Raw genomic sequence first — 13,235 nt, 5'->3', positions numbered from 1 at the left:
TACTCAAGGATGACAGACAGTCCAGTATTGGCACTTGCTAAAGATCTGATCAGTAGACAATCTGTAACGCCGGAAGACGCAGGTTGTCAGGATTTGATGATCGAGCGCTTAAAAGCACTCGGGTTTGAAATTGAAGTGATGGTATTTGAAGACACCACGAACTTCTGGGCTCGCCGTGGTTCAGAAGCGCCACTATTTGCGTTCGCTGGCCACACCGATGTGGTACCTGCTGGCAAACTGGAGCACTGGGATACACATCCGTTTGAACCAACTATTATTGATGGTTACCTACACGGTCGCGGTGCAGCGGACATGAAAGGGTCGCTAGCTGCTATGGTCGTTGCTGTCGAACGCTTCATTGAAGAAAACCCAGACCACAAAGGCTCAATCGGCTTTCTAATTACGTCGGATGAAGAAGGACCATTTATCAATGGTACAGTTCGTGTTGTAGAAACGTTGATGGCACGTGGCGAAAATATCGACATGTGTATCGTCGGTGAACCATCCAGTACCGAAGTAGTTGGCGATGTGGTGAAAAATGGACGTCGCGGTTCTATCACGGGCGATTTAACGGTAAAAGGAACACAAGGCCACGTGGCCTATCCTCACCTAGCCAATAACCCAGTGCACGAGTCTCTACTCGCGATTCATGAACTCGCAACAACCGAATGGGACAAAGGAAATGATTATTTCCCACCAACCAGCTTCCAGATCCCGAACGTATCGGCTGGCACTGGTGCGTCTAACGTCATTCCTGGCGAGTTCCATGTTCAGTTCAACCTACGTTTTAGTACTGAGCTTAACAATGACGCAATTGTTCAGCGTGTTACCGAAACACTAGACAAGCATGAGCTGGACTACGACCTAAAATGGACATTCAACGGCGACCCATTCCTGACCGATACAGGCGCGCTGCTAGATGCAGTTGTTGCTGCTGTTGCCGAAGTGAATGATACGAAGCCAGCCCTACTTACAACTGGCGGTACGTCTGATGGTCGCTTTATCGCTCGAATGGGTGGTCAAGTCGTAGAGTTAGGCCCTGTTAACGCTACGATTCATAAAGTGAACGAATGCGTGAAAGTGGACGATCTAGAAAAGTTGACTGACATGTACGAGAACACGTTGAAACACCTGTTAGTGAAGTAATCAGCGAGAACACCATGACACCAGAGCAACTCACCGGCACCACAGATTCTCATCTGCAATCCACTTTAGTGGGTCAAAAAGCGTTTCTACTCCACCCTGAAGTAGCTGACGATCTGCTAAAGATGACTGAAGCGGCAACAGAAGCAGGTTTTAAAATGGAAATCGCCAGTGGTTTTCGTGACTTCAACCGCCAAAAAGCGATCTGGAACGGGAAGTTTTCTGGTGAGTTGCCAATTCTCGACGTCAACTCCCGCCCTTTAAACAAAGCAGAGTTAAATGACGAAGAGAAGTTGATGGCCATTTTGCGCTGGTCGGCACTGCCTGGAGGAAGTCGTCATCATTGGGGTTGTGATTTTGATGTCTATGCGCGCAATTTATTGCCTACTGACACCAAACTCAAGCTGGAACCTTGGGAGTACATTGAAGGCCACCAGCAAGCGTTCTACCAATGGTTAAAAGCCAACCTTGGTCGATTCGGCTTCTTCTTCCCTTATCAGCAAGATTTAGGTGGCGTTTCGATTGAGCCTTGGCACATTAGCCACCGCACTGTCGGGCAACAGTGCCTCGAGCAGTTGACGCTTGATGTACTCAGAAGCCAGTTGATTCAGCAGAATCAGACCGACAACATTGCAGGGATTGACGTCATACTGAATAATTTAGATAACGTCGTTGCCAAATTTATTCACAATATCACGCCGCCGGAGGCTCTATGATAGAAATACTCACCAATCCTTGGGTCATTATCATTGTAGTGTTGAGCGTGGTCATTGGTAACATTGCCGCACTCAAATACACCGCAAAAATGAAGTTTGGTCAGATGGATAAAAGCCGTAAGAACGATTTAGATAAGCTGAACACGTTGGATAAACAGCGCTCCGCTGACGAGGAGAGCAACAAAGACGAGCCTCGTTAGTTACACACCGACTTTATCTCGACACGCCGAATATAAGCATCAAAAAAGGGACCACTGGGTCCCTTTTTAATTATTGTGTAAACGTATCGCGTTAAGTTCGCTTTGGTTACTGCTTCACCGTCGCAGCCAATACAGGCGCTAGTGATTTCAAAAACTCTTCTTCTACTGGCTTACCAGAGGAGTCCGTAATATTGATAGACGTACGGTTGCCTAAATCACCAAGTAAGAATGTGTACTTACCAGCGTCTAACTCCACTGGTTTAACGCCGATATCGTTCCAGAATTCATCATCCGGAGACGCATATTTCGCTGTGATTGTGCCCTGAGACTGGCTACGCTCTTCAATCTTAAAGCCCATCTTAGGTAGAATATTAGGCAGACGTTGCCAAAGCATGTTGTATTGCGCACGCGCGACAATCACAGGAAGCCCGCTGCGGTCTTTACCCATTGTAATTGGGATCTGTTTAACCAACTCTTGCGCTTTACGTTGTGCTTCTTCACGTACTTCTTGATCGTAGCGAGCGGTTACCAAGTTCGTCATGAACACATTGTAGCGCTCACGGTTGGTCGCCGTTACTTCTTTCACTTGATTGCCTTCACGCCAGTCAATAAGACTCACTTTAAAGCCGTGTCGACCATTTGCTTCAGCACGTACGATCTCATATCGGCTACCAATTTCCAGCTCTTCGTCTGGCGAATCCCACGTCACCCAACCTGTCTCGATACGAGAATCCGTTTGGCTTTCAACTGGAATCTCGTTGGCCGCGACCATGTTTTGTACGGTTTGCCAAACCTTGTCTAGTTCATCTTTACGAAGTAGCCAAAGTGTCACTTCACCATCACTACTGCGGTCCAGACGTGCACCAGGAATAAGCTCTAGGACTTGTTGAGGTGGACGAATGTCGACATCTTTACCTACACCACCAGCGTAGTTACCCTGAGGGATCTCATAGTTCGGGTAAAACTGTGGCTGTGCGCCTTGCGGGACATTCCACTCACCCAAATTGGGGGAGTTCAAATACTCGAAGTCATCTTTTGCTTGACGACGTTGATTGGCACCACCTGAACAGGCAGTCAATACGAATACAGCTAATGAACTTAACACTAACTGGCTTGAAAGCTTCATCTATACTCCTAAAACACCGAGGGCGCTTTGGCCCCCAGTATGAACTTCAATCCTAGTAACTCAATCTTAATAGCTCAATCTTAATAAATATGGGCATCGGTTAACGCCTGTTCGACGATCGGCTGCGATTTTTCAGAAAGTGTGGTTAAAGGAAGACGCAAACCACCTTCTTCAATCAAACCAAGCTTTTGCGCTGCCCATTTTACTGGGATAGGGCTTGCTTCAATGAAAAGGTTTTTGTGTAGAGTCATCAAGCGTTGGTTAATCGCTTCTGCTTCTTCATACTTACCTTCACTTGCCAAATGGAACATGTCTGCCATGTCTTTAGCTGCAATATTGTTTGTTACCGAGATAACACCATTGCCGCCAAGTTTCACAAAATCGAGCCCCGTCGCATCATCGCCACTTAGTAAGATAAAATCTTCGCCACAAAGTTCACGATGAATTGCAATTCGGTCCAAATCGCCCGTTGCATCTTTTAAAGCCACGATATTATCAAGCTTTGACAAGCGTGCCACTGTTTCTGGCTGCATATCAACAGCAGTACGGCCTGGTACGTTGTATAAAATTAGAGGCACATCACTCGCTTCAGCAATTGCTTTGTAGTGCAAGAACAAACCTTCTTGAGTTGGTTTGTTGTAATACGGTGTCACACTCAGGAAGCCAGCAATACCAGAATCAGCCAGTAATTTGCTAAATGTTACTGCCTCGTGGGTTGCATTTGCACCCGTGCCAGCAATCACAGGGATGCGACCGTCGGCAAACTCAACAGTTTTATTAACGACCTTTACATGCTCTTCAATGGTCAGTGTCGCTGACTCACCTGTTGTGCCTACTGCCACAATACCGTCTGTACCCGCTTCAACGTGGTACTCTACTAGCTTTTGCAGACTGTCAAAGTCTACTTCGCCATCTGCTTTGAATGGCGTAATCAGCGCTACGATACTTCCTGAAAACATGTTTATCTCCCTCATTTAACTCTTTCTGCATGGTACTGTAATGCGATTGAAAAACACAAGAGCGTAAACTCGCTTACAAAGTACAAATGAATGAATAATTATCAGTTGTTAGAGGTCTAGCAACTTAATTGCTCTATTTGGTTTGATTACCGGCAATATTGATAATCGTGTTGGGCTTTCGAGTGACTTTAGAATCTATCAGTGATTTGGACAATACTGAAGTGCACAAGCCAGGAAAATATACTCTTTGGTCGTGCTCACCAAGTCAGACCTGAGTGAATAAAAAGACCAAACAACACGCAAGCACATCATGCAAACGTTTTGTTCCCTCAACTCCCTCGTTGACTGCTTGCCTCCGATCGTTCACCTCAAGAGCCAACCTGCTTTTTTGTAAACTAAAAAAAGAACTGACTCGATATTTCTCCGCAATATCTGTGCTAACATCTCTCTATTGAAGAAAGGACAAGAAGCTCATTTATGAAGCAACATCTGGTACTTACAGCAGTTGGAACGGACCGTCCAGGCATTTGTAACCAAGTCGTACACCTCGTTACTCAAGCCGGTTGTAACATAGTCGATAGCCGTATCGCTATCTTTGGAAGTGAATTTACCCTGATCATGCTCCTAACTGGGAACGCCAGCAGTGTGACTCGAGTAGAGACGCAATTGCCCCTACTTGGCCAAGAGCATGACCTGATTACGATTATGAAGCGTACGTCGGCGCACGAATTGCTCGACAACAGCTACACAATGGAAGTGTTTATTGAGTCTGAAGACCGCCCAGGTCTGACTGAAAAGTTTACTAAGTTCTTCGCGGATCAACAGATTGGTTTGGACTCTCTTAGCGCCCAAACTATCAGTAAGTCGAAAATTCAACTTGATGCGGACCAATTCCACATTGCGATTACCGCATCAGTAAGTGCGGATTGTAACTTAATGCAATTACAAGAAGATTTCGATGAACTTTGTCAGTCGCTCAACGTACAAGGTTCTCTGAATTTCATTAAAAACACACTATAAAGTAAAGGAAATCACCATGAATACGCTGACAGCAGGCTCGCCAGCGCCAGCCTTCTCTTTGCTCGACCAAGACGGAAATACAGTTTCTCTCGAAGACTTTAAAGGCAAGAAAGTACTTTTCTACTTTTACCCTAAGGCGATGACGCCGGGTTGTACTACACAAGCAAAAGGTCTACGTGACATCAAAGCTGAATTAGATGCGCACAACGTGGTTGTACTTGGCGTAAGCATCGACCCTGTAAAACGCCTAGGCAAATTCATCGAGCGTGATGATTTAAACTTCACCCTACTTTCTGACGAAGATCATGCCGTTGCAGACCAATTTGGCGTTTGGGGCGAAAAGAAATTCATGGGTAAAGTATACGATGGTCTTCACCGCATTAGCTTTCTAATCAATGAAGAAGGCGTGATCGAACACGTGTTCAACAAGTTCAAAACTAAAGATCACCACGAAGTCGTATTAAATTACCTGAACGAAAACGCATAAGCGCGATCCGTTCTTCAAATAACAAGAAAGCCCAGCAAACTGCTGGGCTTTCTTTTGAGCATCGTACTTTGGTAACGCCTACTCTTGTTCGACTGGTTCGTTTTCTTCCGTACTTGGTAAGGCATGCCATACGGCTTTAACTAGTGTCGCCAACGGAATGGCGAAGAACACGCCCCAAAAACCCCACAAGCCACCGAAGACTAACACTGCCACAATGATGGCAACTGGGTGTAGATTTACCGCCTCAGAAAACAGAACAGGAACCAACACATTGCCATCCAGCGCTTGGATAATACCGTAAGCAAGCAGCAACCAATAAAACGGAGGCGCAAGGCCCCATTGGAACAGACCAACGATGGCGACAGGCACAGTTACAGCTGCTGCGCCGATATATGGAATTAACACCGATAGACCGACAGCTACGGCAAGCAGCGCCGAATAGCGAAGATCTAAAATGGCAAAAGTCACGTAACTCACGCCACCCACGATTAAAATCTCGAGCACTTTACCGCGAATGTAATTGGAGATCTGCTCGTTCATTTCATGCCAAACTTTATTCGCGAGTTTACGGTTTTTCGGCAAAACACCACTCGCGATTCTTAGCATCTCTTCTTTGTCTTTCAGTAAGAAGAAGATAAGTAGTGGCACTAAAATCAAGTATACCGCTAGCGTCGCAATACTGACTAATGACGCAAGTGAGCCTTTTACTACACTCTCACCAAGTCCCAACGCTTGGTTTTTGGCATTTGTCACCACGGTTTCTACAATTTCTAAGTTTGCTAACTCAGGATGACGTTCTGGTAGCGTGACAATAAACTTTTGTAACCCGTTGTACATGTTTGGAATATCGTTAATTAGATTACCGACCTGAGTCCAAATCGTCGGAACCAAACCAAACAAAGCGATCAACATCAATCCGACGAACATTAAGATCACGATGATGACCGACAAAGTGCGCGGCACGCCCATGCGACACATTTTTACGACTGGCCATTCAAGTAAATAAGCCAAAACGATCGCGACAAGCAATGGCGCAATCAAATGCCCAAAGAAGTAAATGGTGATAAAACCAAACAGCAAGATCGCGACGAGACTTACTGCATGAGGGTCTGAGAAACGTCGTTTATACCAACGACTAACCATTTCAAACATCTTATGCGGATTCCTTATTGAATACAGTCAATGTGTAGTGCTCTGATGTAGATTGGCAATCAACTGAGTACCCTTGGGTACTGAGATAGTTCACAATGTCTCGTTTAGAGCTGTTATCCACCACTTGAATAACAAGTTGATGATACTGCTGCGTTTCTCCTTGAAAGACTTCAGCAGCGTGACGCTTTGCAAGTAACAGTGCCATAGGGCAACGTTGTTCACGCAAATCAAGTAACATGGATTCCATTGTATTGCTCTGCACTTATGATAGGGTTGTATTGTAACGGCTTTTTGAGCTGGTGCTAGCACTTCTGACATGATTTAACCACATGCTGAAATGACTCGGATATAAAATAATTTACGAAACCAATTCATTTATTTCCGGTCTTATTGCTAGCTTATATCCTCGCGGATAACCAAAACGCATGTGGCGCTGTTGAGAGGTTCTCAGCCTCTAACCACATGCTTATGTATTTTGGAGAACCTTTTAAACGTATGTTAAAACGCACTCGCTCGCTAGTTTGCTTATGTCTTGCAGCTGCAATCAGTTCGCCGACAACTTATGCCAATAGCATTGACTTGCCAGACATTGGCACGGCTGCTGGTGGCACGCTCTCAATAGACCAAGAGTTGATTTACGGCGACGCCTATATGCGTATGCTCAGAGCCAGTAAACCTATCGTTAATGATCCTGTTATCAATGAGTATATTGACGCTCTCGGGCACAGATTAGTAGCCAATGCGAACGATGTAAAAACGCCGTTTCACTTCTTTATGATTCGCGACCGCAATATTAACGCGTTCGCGTTTTTTGGTGGTTACGTAGCGTTGCACTCTGGGTTGTTTCTTCATGCACGTTCAGAAAGCGAGTTAGCCTCTGTTGTTGCTCACGAGATTGCGCACGTCACACAACGCCACCTTGCGCGCAGCATGGAAGAGCAAGCACGTCGCTCTCCGGCCACATTAGCTGCACTCGCTGGCGCATTACTGCTTTCGATTGCCTCACCAGAAGCGGGGATGGCTGCAATTACGGCGGCAACCGCAGGTAACATGCAAAGCCAAATCAACTACACTCGCGCGAATGAAAAAGAAGCGGATCGCTTTGGTATTTCAACACTGGCAAAAGCTGGTTTTGATGTTCAAGCAATGCCACGTTTTTTTGGCCGTCTTGCAGATGAATATCGTTATGCGAGTAAACCGCCGCCAATGCTACTGACTCACCCACTACCTGAAGATCGAATTACCGATAGCCGTGCGCGAGCAAGGACCTATCCACCAATGCGAGTTGTGCCTTCAATAGACTATCACCTAGCGCGTGCGCGCATTGTAGCGCGGTACGCCGGCATTGACGGACAAGCTGCTTTAGGCTGGTTTGAGCGAACTCAAAAGAAAGCCTCTGCGGACATTACACCTGCTTTTGACTATGGGCGAGCACTCGTACATTTAGACAGCAAACGCTTGTCTCAAGCGGAACCTATTTTGAAAAAGTTGCTGGAGCAGGACCCAAGTAACCCGTTCTACCTGGATGCTATGACGGATTTATATATCGAGAAGAAGCAGCCAGAAAAAGCAACCGAGATGCTCCGTAAAGCGTTATCTCGGAACCCTCAAAATAAAGTATTGACCATTAACTATGCCAATGCGCTACTTGAGGACAATAAAAACGATCAAGCCACGCGAGTTCTTCAAAGATACACTCATGATTATCCTGAAGATACAAATGGCTGGCACCTAATATCGAAGAGCTACCACGCGCTAGGACGTAGTGATGAAGAGTTGGCTGCGCGAGCGGAAATTTTGGCGTTGCGAGCAAACTGGAATAAAGCGATTCAATATTATAGTGAAGCAAGTAAAATGGCCAAGTTGGGCAGCTTAGAGCAAGCTCGATACGATGCCCGTATTGACCAACTCATGATCCAAAGAGATCGATTCATGGCATTACAATAACGAAATGGAGAAAACCATGTCAGTCGTGATTTATCACAACCCTCGTTGCTCAAAGAGCCGTCAAACACTTGAACTGCTTGAGCAAAATGGTGTTACACCGGAAGTCGTCAAATACCTAGACACACCACTTAACGTAGATGAGCTAAAAGCGCTGTACGCACAGCTTGGCTTTTCATCTGTACGTGAAATGATGCGCACCAAAGAAAGCGAATACAAAGAACTTGGCCTAGGCGAAGACTCTGTTAGCGATGAGCAATTGTTCGAAGCAATGGCGAAAAATCCAAAATTATTTGAGCGTCCGGTGGTAGTTGCCAACGGCAAAGCGAAAATTGGTCGACCACCAGAGCAAGTGTTGGATATTCTATAAATGGATTGCCAGATCCTTATTTTGTATTTCAGCCGTCACGGCTCGACAAAACAACTGGCAAGACAGATAGCAAGAGGAGTCGAATCGACTCCTCAATGCCAAGCAATTTTGCGTACAGTTGAAGAATTGTCACCTCACTCACACTCCCCTTCTGATCCAATTGTTACTCTAGAGGAACTGAAAACGTGCGACGGTCTAGCGTTTGGCAGTCCCGTCTGGTTTGGCAACATGGCTGCGCCTTTAAAGCACTTCTGGGATCAGACTACATCTTTATGGGTCAGTGGTGACTTAATCGATAAGCCAGCTTGTGTCTTTACCTCTTCCTCTTCGATGCATGGTGGTCAAGAAACAACGTTACAAAGCATGATGACCCCTTTATTGCATCACGGGATGATGGTTTTGGGCATTCCTTATGCCGAACCAGAGCTACACACTACGCAGTCCGGAGGCACTCCGTATGGCGCCAGCAGTGTAGGCCATGAGGCAACCCTCAGCAGTGAAGAGATTCGTCTGGCACAACAATTAGGCAAAAGGCTGGCAACTGCAGCGTTAAAACTAAAAGTCTGTTAGTAAAATCAAGGATAGTTAATCGATGTCTGACTCTTTAGACCAAACACCACTCGGTACACAGGCTAAAACCTATCGTTACCTAGCTTTATTTGGCAACTTAGCCTTATTAGCCTGGGTCGCAATTTGGCAGCTTGCGTTGTCCCCTCACCCTCACCTTAGCAGCACAACACTTGCTATTGCTTGGTGTATTCCGCTATTACTTCCGTTGCCTGGTATTTTGGCTGGTAAGCCTTACACTCATGCTTGGGCTAACTTTGTTCTTATGCTGTATTTCTTGCATGCGCTGACCATCCTTTATGTGGATGGTGGAGAACGTTGGCTTGCGGCAGTAGAGTTGCTCCTGACTTCACTCGGTTTCGCTGGCAATATTTTGTTTGCTAGAGAGAGAGGCAAAGAGCTAGGTCTTAAGTTGAAGCGCCTCTCTCAAGTAGAAAAAGAAGAAAAAGCGAAATTCAATAAATAACGCCAATCGCAATCAATCACTGAGCATTGGTTCGAATACGAATTTAGAAAACAAAAAGAGTCTCTATTGCGACTCTTTTTTACGCTTACCACATTGGTGTTTGATCCTTGCGCTTTACGCCTGGAAAGCTATCAATGCGATTACGATGCCGAGCGCCACTCGTAGATCAAGTCATACTGTTCTCGGACAGGCTCCACAATCATAGGCTGAGTTGGTTGCGTTTCGTCCTTTGCTTCCGCCGCGATATCCGCAGGCACTTCAGACTGCACTTTTTCTACCATAGCTGTATCTTTAGCTTCATTCATCGGAGCAATTGGCTCTGCTTCTTGAGTTAAAGCTGGGGCATCAACTTCACCCAAAGGATCTTCAAAAACCATTAATTGAGAAATAGAAGAAGCTTCTTTCTCAAAAGCTTGTTGAGATGCCAAAAGATGGATGTTGAGCGTCAGCTCATCACCTTGGACACGCTTAATTTCCGTACCCGCAACCGAATTAAGTTGTTTTAACGCATTCTCTAAACGGAAGAAGTCCGTGGCAGACGTTACATTAAGGACTTTCACCGCCAACGCTTTTGAAGATTTTCCAGATACTACCACTGCGCTCTTACTCGCGTAGTAGTCAGCGATGCCATCAACCATCTCAGCAATGGCATTGGCGCCTGATGCGGAACCGTTACGCGGAGAGCGCTGTGCTTCAACAATTCTCATTGGTGATTGATCGTATAACGTCCAGCGAATTTGTTCACCTTGAGCGCGCACAACTAAAACGGCATCCGCTGGGTAGCGCTGGCTCGCTTGGCCAATTGGCTCAATAAAGCCGCCCCAAAGATCAGAAACATTCACACCAGTTACATCATCAAAATCACCAACCGGGATCGTGATCGGCAAGCCTCTCGATTTCGCAGCACTGCGAAGTGCTACAACGTTTGAAGAGTCGGAATGCTCCCAAGCAATATTACGATCGTAGCCCTGCTCTTCCACCATCCAAACCAAAATATTGGCGCGATTTGGCGACCAAGATGGCAATTGTGCTTGTGTTAAAAGCGAGCTGATTTGGTCGCTGTTAAACAACATTTTTAAGCTCGCTTTTCCATCAACCTGCCCATAGCTCAGTTGGGAAATGTAACGCGCACTTGAACCAAGTGCCTTTTTAATCACTGGATTGCTTAAAGAGGATTGAGAACCGGTCGCTCGAACAATCACATCCTGCATACCTTGTTGACGAGCCAGAGACTCACCGTCGTTCTGCTCACTGTCGATAACCACTTCGGCACGATAGATATCCACCTGAGTTAATGCATATACTGGTAGGGACAACCAACCTATCAGTAAGAGAGCTAAATAGCGCATAGTTTTTATAATCCTCTGAACAAGAACCCGAATAATAAGCAACTATCAAATCTTGAGCAAGGTAAGTACTGAGTAAATTGTCTGTATTATGACCAGCTTTGTTAACTCGGGTCTCAACGAGCACTCTAGCGTTGTTTTTCATAATAAACTCATTGCTTATCCAGCTATCTCAACAAGTTAGACAGTTCATTTTTCATCGTCACGCAAGACTCGTAAAAGAGGCCAATTTGCAAGCAACTAACTCTCAAAAACGCTATTTATGGGAAAGATTCAATCGAAAGTTTGATCCATGCAACGTTGCAAACGATTGCAGGATGATAGTATTCGCCGGATTTGTCTGCGTATCTTGAAAATAGGGAATTATTATGAAAAACGCGTTACAAGGCGCTCAAATGCTCTTTGTCGCTTTTGGTGCTTTGGTGCTTGTGCCGCTGCTAACTGGCCTTGATCCAAATGTCGCCCTCTTTGGTGCCGGTGTCGGTACTCTCCTCTTCCAATTAATGACTAAACGTTCTGTTCCCATCTTCCTTGCCTCTTCTTTTGCGTTTATTGCTCCTATTATGTTCGGTATCCAAACTTGGGGTATCGGCGCAACGATGGGCGGCTTAATGGCAGCAGGCCTGGTTTATGTGGCTCTAGGGGCGATGATCAAAGTGCGTGGTGTTGGATTTATCCATAAAATTCTCCCGCCTGTTGTCGTTGGCCCTGTGATCATGGTGATTGGTCTTGGCCTTGCTCCAACAGCAGTGAACATGGCGGTAGGTAAAACCGGTGATGGTGCTGCACAGCTTGTTAATGGTGATGCTGCGATCATCATCTCGGCGGTCTCACTGCTCACAACCATTGTACTAAGCGTGTTTGCAAAAGGCTTTTTGAAGCTCGTTCCAATTGTCGGTGGTATTCTTGCAGGTTACTCTGTTTCTCTATTCTACGGTGTGGTTGATTTCACTCCAGTAACACAAGCAGCTTGGCTAGCTATGCCAAACTTCACCGCGCCAGAGTTCAACATAAACGCAATCTTGTTCATGATTCCTGTCGCTATCGCACCTGCGGTAGAGCACGTAGGTGACATGCTTGCTATCTCAAACGTTACAGGTAAAAACTACCTGAAAAAACCTGGCCTTCATCGCACAATCGCAGGTGACGGGGTGGCAACTATCGCAGCCTCGATGGTGGGTGCTCCACCAAACACCACTTACAGTGAAGTTACAGGAGCGGTAATGCTAACCAAAGCATTTAACCCTGTGATCATGACTTGGGCTGCGATCACTGCAATCGTACTTGCATTGGTAGGTAAGCTAGGCGCGGTTCTTCAAACGATTCCAGTACCTGTCATGGGCGGTATCATGATTCTGCTGTTCGGCTCTATCGCCACAGTAGGCCTCAACACACTGATCAAGAATAACGTTGATTTACATAAGTCTCGCAACCTAGTGATCGTTGCCGTAACACTTGTATTTGGTATTGGCGGTATGGCTTTCGGTATTGGCGAGTTCAGCCTACAAGGTGTGAGCCTATGCGGTATCGTGGCAATTATTCTTAACCTTGTGCTACCAAACGATTTAGGTGAAAACCACGTTGTAGATAACGCACAAATGGAAGAAGAGAACGCGAAATAGTGCGTCTGCGCTGCTTTACTGAGTGGCGCATTTTATTCTTCTCGTATTATAGATATAAAAAAGGCTTGGTTTTCACCAAGCCTTTGTTTTTTCTGTTCAGTCGTAGTAATACATTAA

At 45.8% G+C, this 13,235-nt stretch carries 15 protein-coding genes; 10 read left to right on the top strand and 5 right to left on the bottom strand.

What is annotated here, in order from left to right:
* Window positions 1-9: 9 nt before the first annotated feature.
* Genes dapE through ACZ5ZC_RS21435 form a run of 3 tightly spaced genes read left to right on the top strand, consistent with a single transcriptional unit; the run spans window position 10 to window position 2,059 of the window.
* On the top strand, window positions 10-1,146 hold the full coding sequence (gene dapE, locus ACZ5ZC_RS21445) for a succinyl-diaminopimelate desuccinylase (RefSeq protein ID WP_464932270.1): 1,137 nt from the start codon (window positions 10-12) through the stop codon (window positions 1,144-1,146).
* A gap of 14 nt (window positions 1,147-1,160) precedes the next feature.
* Window positions 1,161-1,859, top strand: a complete 699-nt coding sequence (locus ACZ5ZC_RS21440) for a M15 family metallopeptidase (protein ID WP_047008855.1) — start codon at window positions 1,161-1,163, stop codon at window positions 1,857-1,859.
* Window positions 1,856-2,059: a DUF2897 family protein gene (locus ACZ5ZC_RS21435; protein ID WP_012841517.1), complete on the top strand. Its 204-nt coding sequence runs from the start codon at window positions 1,856-1,858 to the stop codon at window positions 2,057-2,059. The genes ACZ5ZC_RS21440 and ACZ5ZC_RS21435 overlap by 4 nt, the downstream gene beginning before the upstream one ends.
* A 106-nt stretch (window positions 2,060-2,165) precedes the next feature.
* On the opposite strand, the gene bamC is transcribed toward ACZ5ZC_RS21435, so the two are convergent.
* Window positions 2,166-3,185, bottom strand: a complete 1,020-nt coding sequence (bamC, locus tag ACZ5ZC_RS21430; RefSeq protein ID WP_006741687.1) for an outer membrane protein assembly factor BamC — start codon at window positions 3,183-3,185, stop codon at window positions 2,166-2,168.
* 80 nt (window positions 3,186-3,265) lie between these two features.
* Window positions 3,266-4,144, bottom strand: coding sequence for a 4-hydroxy-tetrahydrodipicolinate synthase (gene dapA, locus ACZ5ZC_RS21425; protein WP_054867202.1), 879 nt, complete (start codon window positions 4,142-4,144; stop codon window positions 3,266-3,268).
* A gap of 477 nt (window positions 4,145-4,621) precedes the next feature.
* Here dapA and ACZ5ZC_RS21420 point away from each other — a divergent pair, with 477 nt between their 5' ends.
* Both ACZ5ZC_RS21420 and bcp read left to right on the top strand, forming a co-directional pair.
* Window positions 4,622-5,164 carry a glycine cleavage system transcriptional repressor gene (locus ACZ5ZC_RS21420; RefSeq protein WP_012841515.1) on the top strand — a complete coding sequence of 181 codons (543 nt, stop codon included), beginning with the start codon at window positions 4,622-4,624 and terminating at the stop codon, window positions 5,162-5,164.
* Between the two features lie 16 nt (window positions 5,165-5,180).
* On the top strand, window positions 5,181-5,651 hold the full coding sequence (gene bcp / locus ACZ5ZC_RS21415; RefSeq protein ID WP_005380418.1) for a thioredoxin-dependent thiol peroxidase: 471 nt from the start codon (window positions 5,181-5,183) through the stop codon (window positions 5,649-5,651).
* 78 nt (window positions 5,652-5,729) lie between these two features.
* Here bcp and ACZ5ZC_RS21410 read toward each other — a convergent pair whose 3' ends face one another.
* The gene (locus ACZ5ZC_RS21410; RefSeq protein ID WP_006741685.1) at window positions 5,730-6,803 is read right to left on the bottom strand and encodes an AI-2E family transporter; all 1,074 of its coding nucleotides are present in this window, start codon (window positions 6,801-6,803) and stop codon (window positions 5,730-5,732) included.
* A gap of 1 nt (window position 6,804) precedes the next feature.
* The gene (locus tag ACZ5ZC_RS21405) at window positions 6,805-7,041 is read right to left on the bottom strand and encodes a sulfurtransferase TusA family protein (RefSeq protein WP_054867201.1); all 237 of its coding nucleotides are present in this window, start codon (window positions 7,039-7,041) and stop codon (window positions 6,805-6,807) included.
* A gap of 257 nt (window positions 7,042-7,298) precedes the next feature.
* Between ACZ5ZC_RS21405 and bepA the strand changes: the two genes are divergently transcribed.
* Genes bepA through ACZ5ZC_RS21385 form a run of 4 tightly spaced genes read left to right on the top strand, consistent with a single transcriptional unit; the run spans window position 7,299 to window position 10,150 of the window.
* Window positions 7,299-8,750: a beta-barrel assembly-enhancing protease gene (bepA, locus tag ACZ5ZC_RS21400; RefSeq protein ID WP_012841513.1), complete on the top strand. Its 1,452-nt coding sequence runs from the start codon at window positions 7,299-7,301 to the stop codon at window positions 8,748-8,750.
* A 16-nt stretch (window positions 8,751-8,766) separates the two neighbouring features.
* On the top strand, window positions 8,767-9,117 hold the full coding sequence (gene arsC, locus ACZ5ZC_RS21395; protein WP_005380410.1) for an arsenate reductase (glutaredoxin): 351 nt from the start codon (window positions 8,767-8,769) through the stop codon (window positions 9,115-9,117).
* Complete coding sequence (gene wrbA, locus ACZ5ZC_RS21390) at window positions 9,118-9,687, top strand: NAD(P)H:quinone oxidoreductase (protein WP_012841512.1); 570 nt, start codon at window positions 9,118-9,120, stop codon at window positions 9,685-9,687.
* A 22-nt stretch (window positions 9,688-9,709) separates the two neighbouring features.
* Complete coding sequence (locus ACZ5ZC_RS21385) at window positions 9,710-10,150, top strand: DUF2069 domain-containing protein (RefSeq protein ID WP_054867200.1); 441 nt, start codon at window positions 9,710-9,712, stop codon at window positions 10,148-10,150.
* Between the two features lie 140 nt (window positions 10,151-10,290).
* Here ACZ5ZC_RS21385 and ACZ5ZC_RS21380 read toward each other — a convergent pair whose 3' ends face one another.
* A complete protein-coding gene (locus ACZ5ZC_RS21380; protein WP_203347025.1) occupies window positions 10,291-11,499 on the bottom strand; it encodes a DUF2066 domain-containing protein in 1,209 nt (402 codons plus the stop codon).
* Between the two features lie 365 nt (window positions 11,500-11,864).
* Between ACZ5ZC_RS21380 and ACZ5ZC_RS21375 the strand changes: the two genes are divergently transcribed.
* Window positions 11,865-13,118: a uracil-xanthine permease family protein gene (locus ACZ5ZC_RS21375; protein WP_047008859.1), complete on the top strand. Its 1,254-nt coding sequence runs from the start codon at window positions 11,865-11,867 to the stop codon at window positions 13,116-13,118.
* Window positions 13,119-13,235: the final 117 nt, after the last annotated feature.

Source organism: Vibrio sp. JCM 18905 (assembly GCF_055393305.1).
This window is presented reverse-complemented; position numbering and strand designations above follow the sequence as displayed.

Excerpts from the sequence above, each read along its gene's own strand:
- dapE (WP_464932270.1), top strand. The coding sequence starts at position 10 with ATGACAGACAGTCCAGTATTGGCACTTGCTAAAGATCTGATCAGTAGA.
- ACZ5ZC_RS21440 (WP_047008855.1), top strand. The coding sequence starts at position 1,161 with ATGACACCAGAGCAACTCACCGGCACCACAGATTCTCATCTGCAATCC.
- ACZ5ZC_RS21435 (WP_012841517.1), top strand. The coding sequence starts at position 1,856 with ATGATAGAAATACTCACCAATCCTTGGGTCATTATCATTGTAGTGTTG.
- bamC (WP_006741687.1), bottom strand. The coding sequence starts at position 3,185 with ATGAAGCTTTCAAGCCAGTTAGTGTTAAGTTCATTAGCTGTATTCGTA.
- dapA (WP_054867202.1), bottom strand. The coding sequence starts at position 4,144 with ATGTTTTCAGGAAGTATCGTAGCGCTGATTACGCCATTCAAAGCAGAT.
- ACZ5ZC_RS21420 (WP_012841515.1), top strand. The coding sequence starts at position 4,622 with ATGAAGCAACATCTGGTACTTACAGCAGTTGGAACGGACCGTCCAGGC.
- bcp (WP_005380418.1), top strand. The coding sequence starts at position 5,181 with ATGAATACGCTGACAGCAGGCTCGCCAGCGCCAGCCTTCTCTTTGCTC.
- ACZ5ZC_RS21410 (WP_006741685.1), bottom strand. The coding sequence starts at position 6,803 with ATGTTTGAAATGGTTAGTCGTTGGTATAAACGACGTTTCTCAGACCCT.
- ACZ5ZC_RS21405 (WP_054867201.1), bottom strand. The coding sequence starts at position 7,041 with ATGTTACTTGATTTGCGTGAACAACGTTGCCCTATGGCACTGTTACTT.
- bepA (WP_012841513.1), top strand. The coding sequence starts at position 7,299 with ATGTTAAAACGCACTCGCTCGCTAGTTTGCTTATGTCTTGCAGCTGCA.
- arsC (WP_005380410.1), top strand. The coding sequence starts at position 8,767 with ATGTCAGTCGTGATTTATCACAACCCTCGTTGCTCAAAGAGCCGTCAA.
- wrbA (WP_012841512.1), top strand. The coding sequence starts at position 9,118 with ATGGATTGCCAGATCCTTATTTTGTATTTCAGCCGTCACGGCTCGACA.
- ACZ5ZC_RS21385 (WP_054867200.1), top strand. The coding sequence starts at position 9,710 with ATGTCTGACTCTTTAGACCAAACACCACTCGGTACACAGGCTAAAACC.
- ACZ5ZC_RS21380 (WP_203347025.1), bottom strand. The coding sequence starts at position 11,499 with ATGCGCTATTTAGCTCTCTTACTGATAGGTTGGTTGTCCCTACCAGTA.
- ACZ5ZC_RS21375 (WP_047008859.1), top strand. The coding sequence starts at position 11,865 with ATGAAAAACGCGTTACAAGGCGCTCAAATGCTCTTTGTCGCTTTTGGT.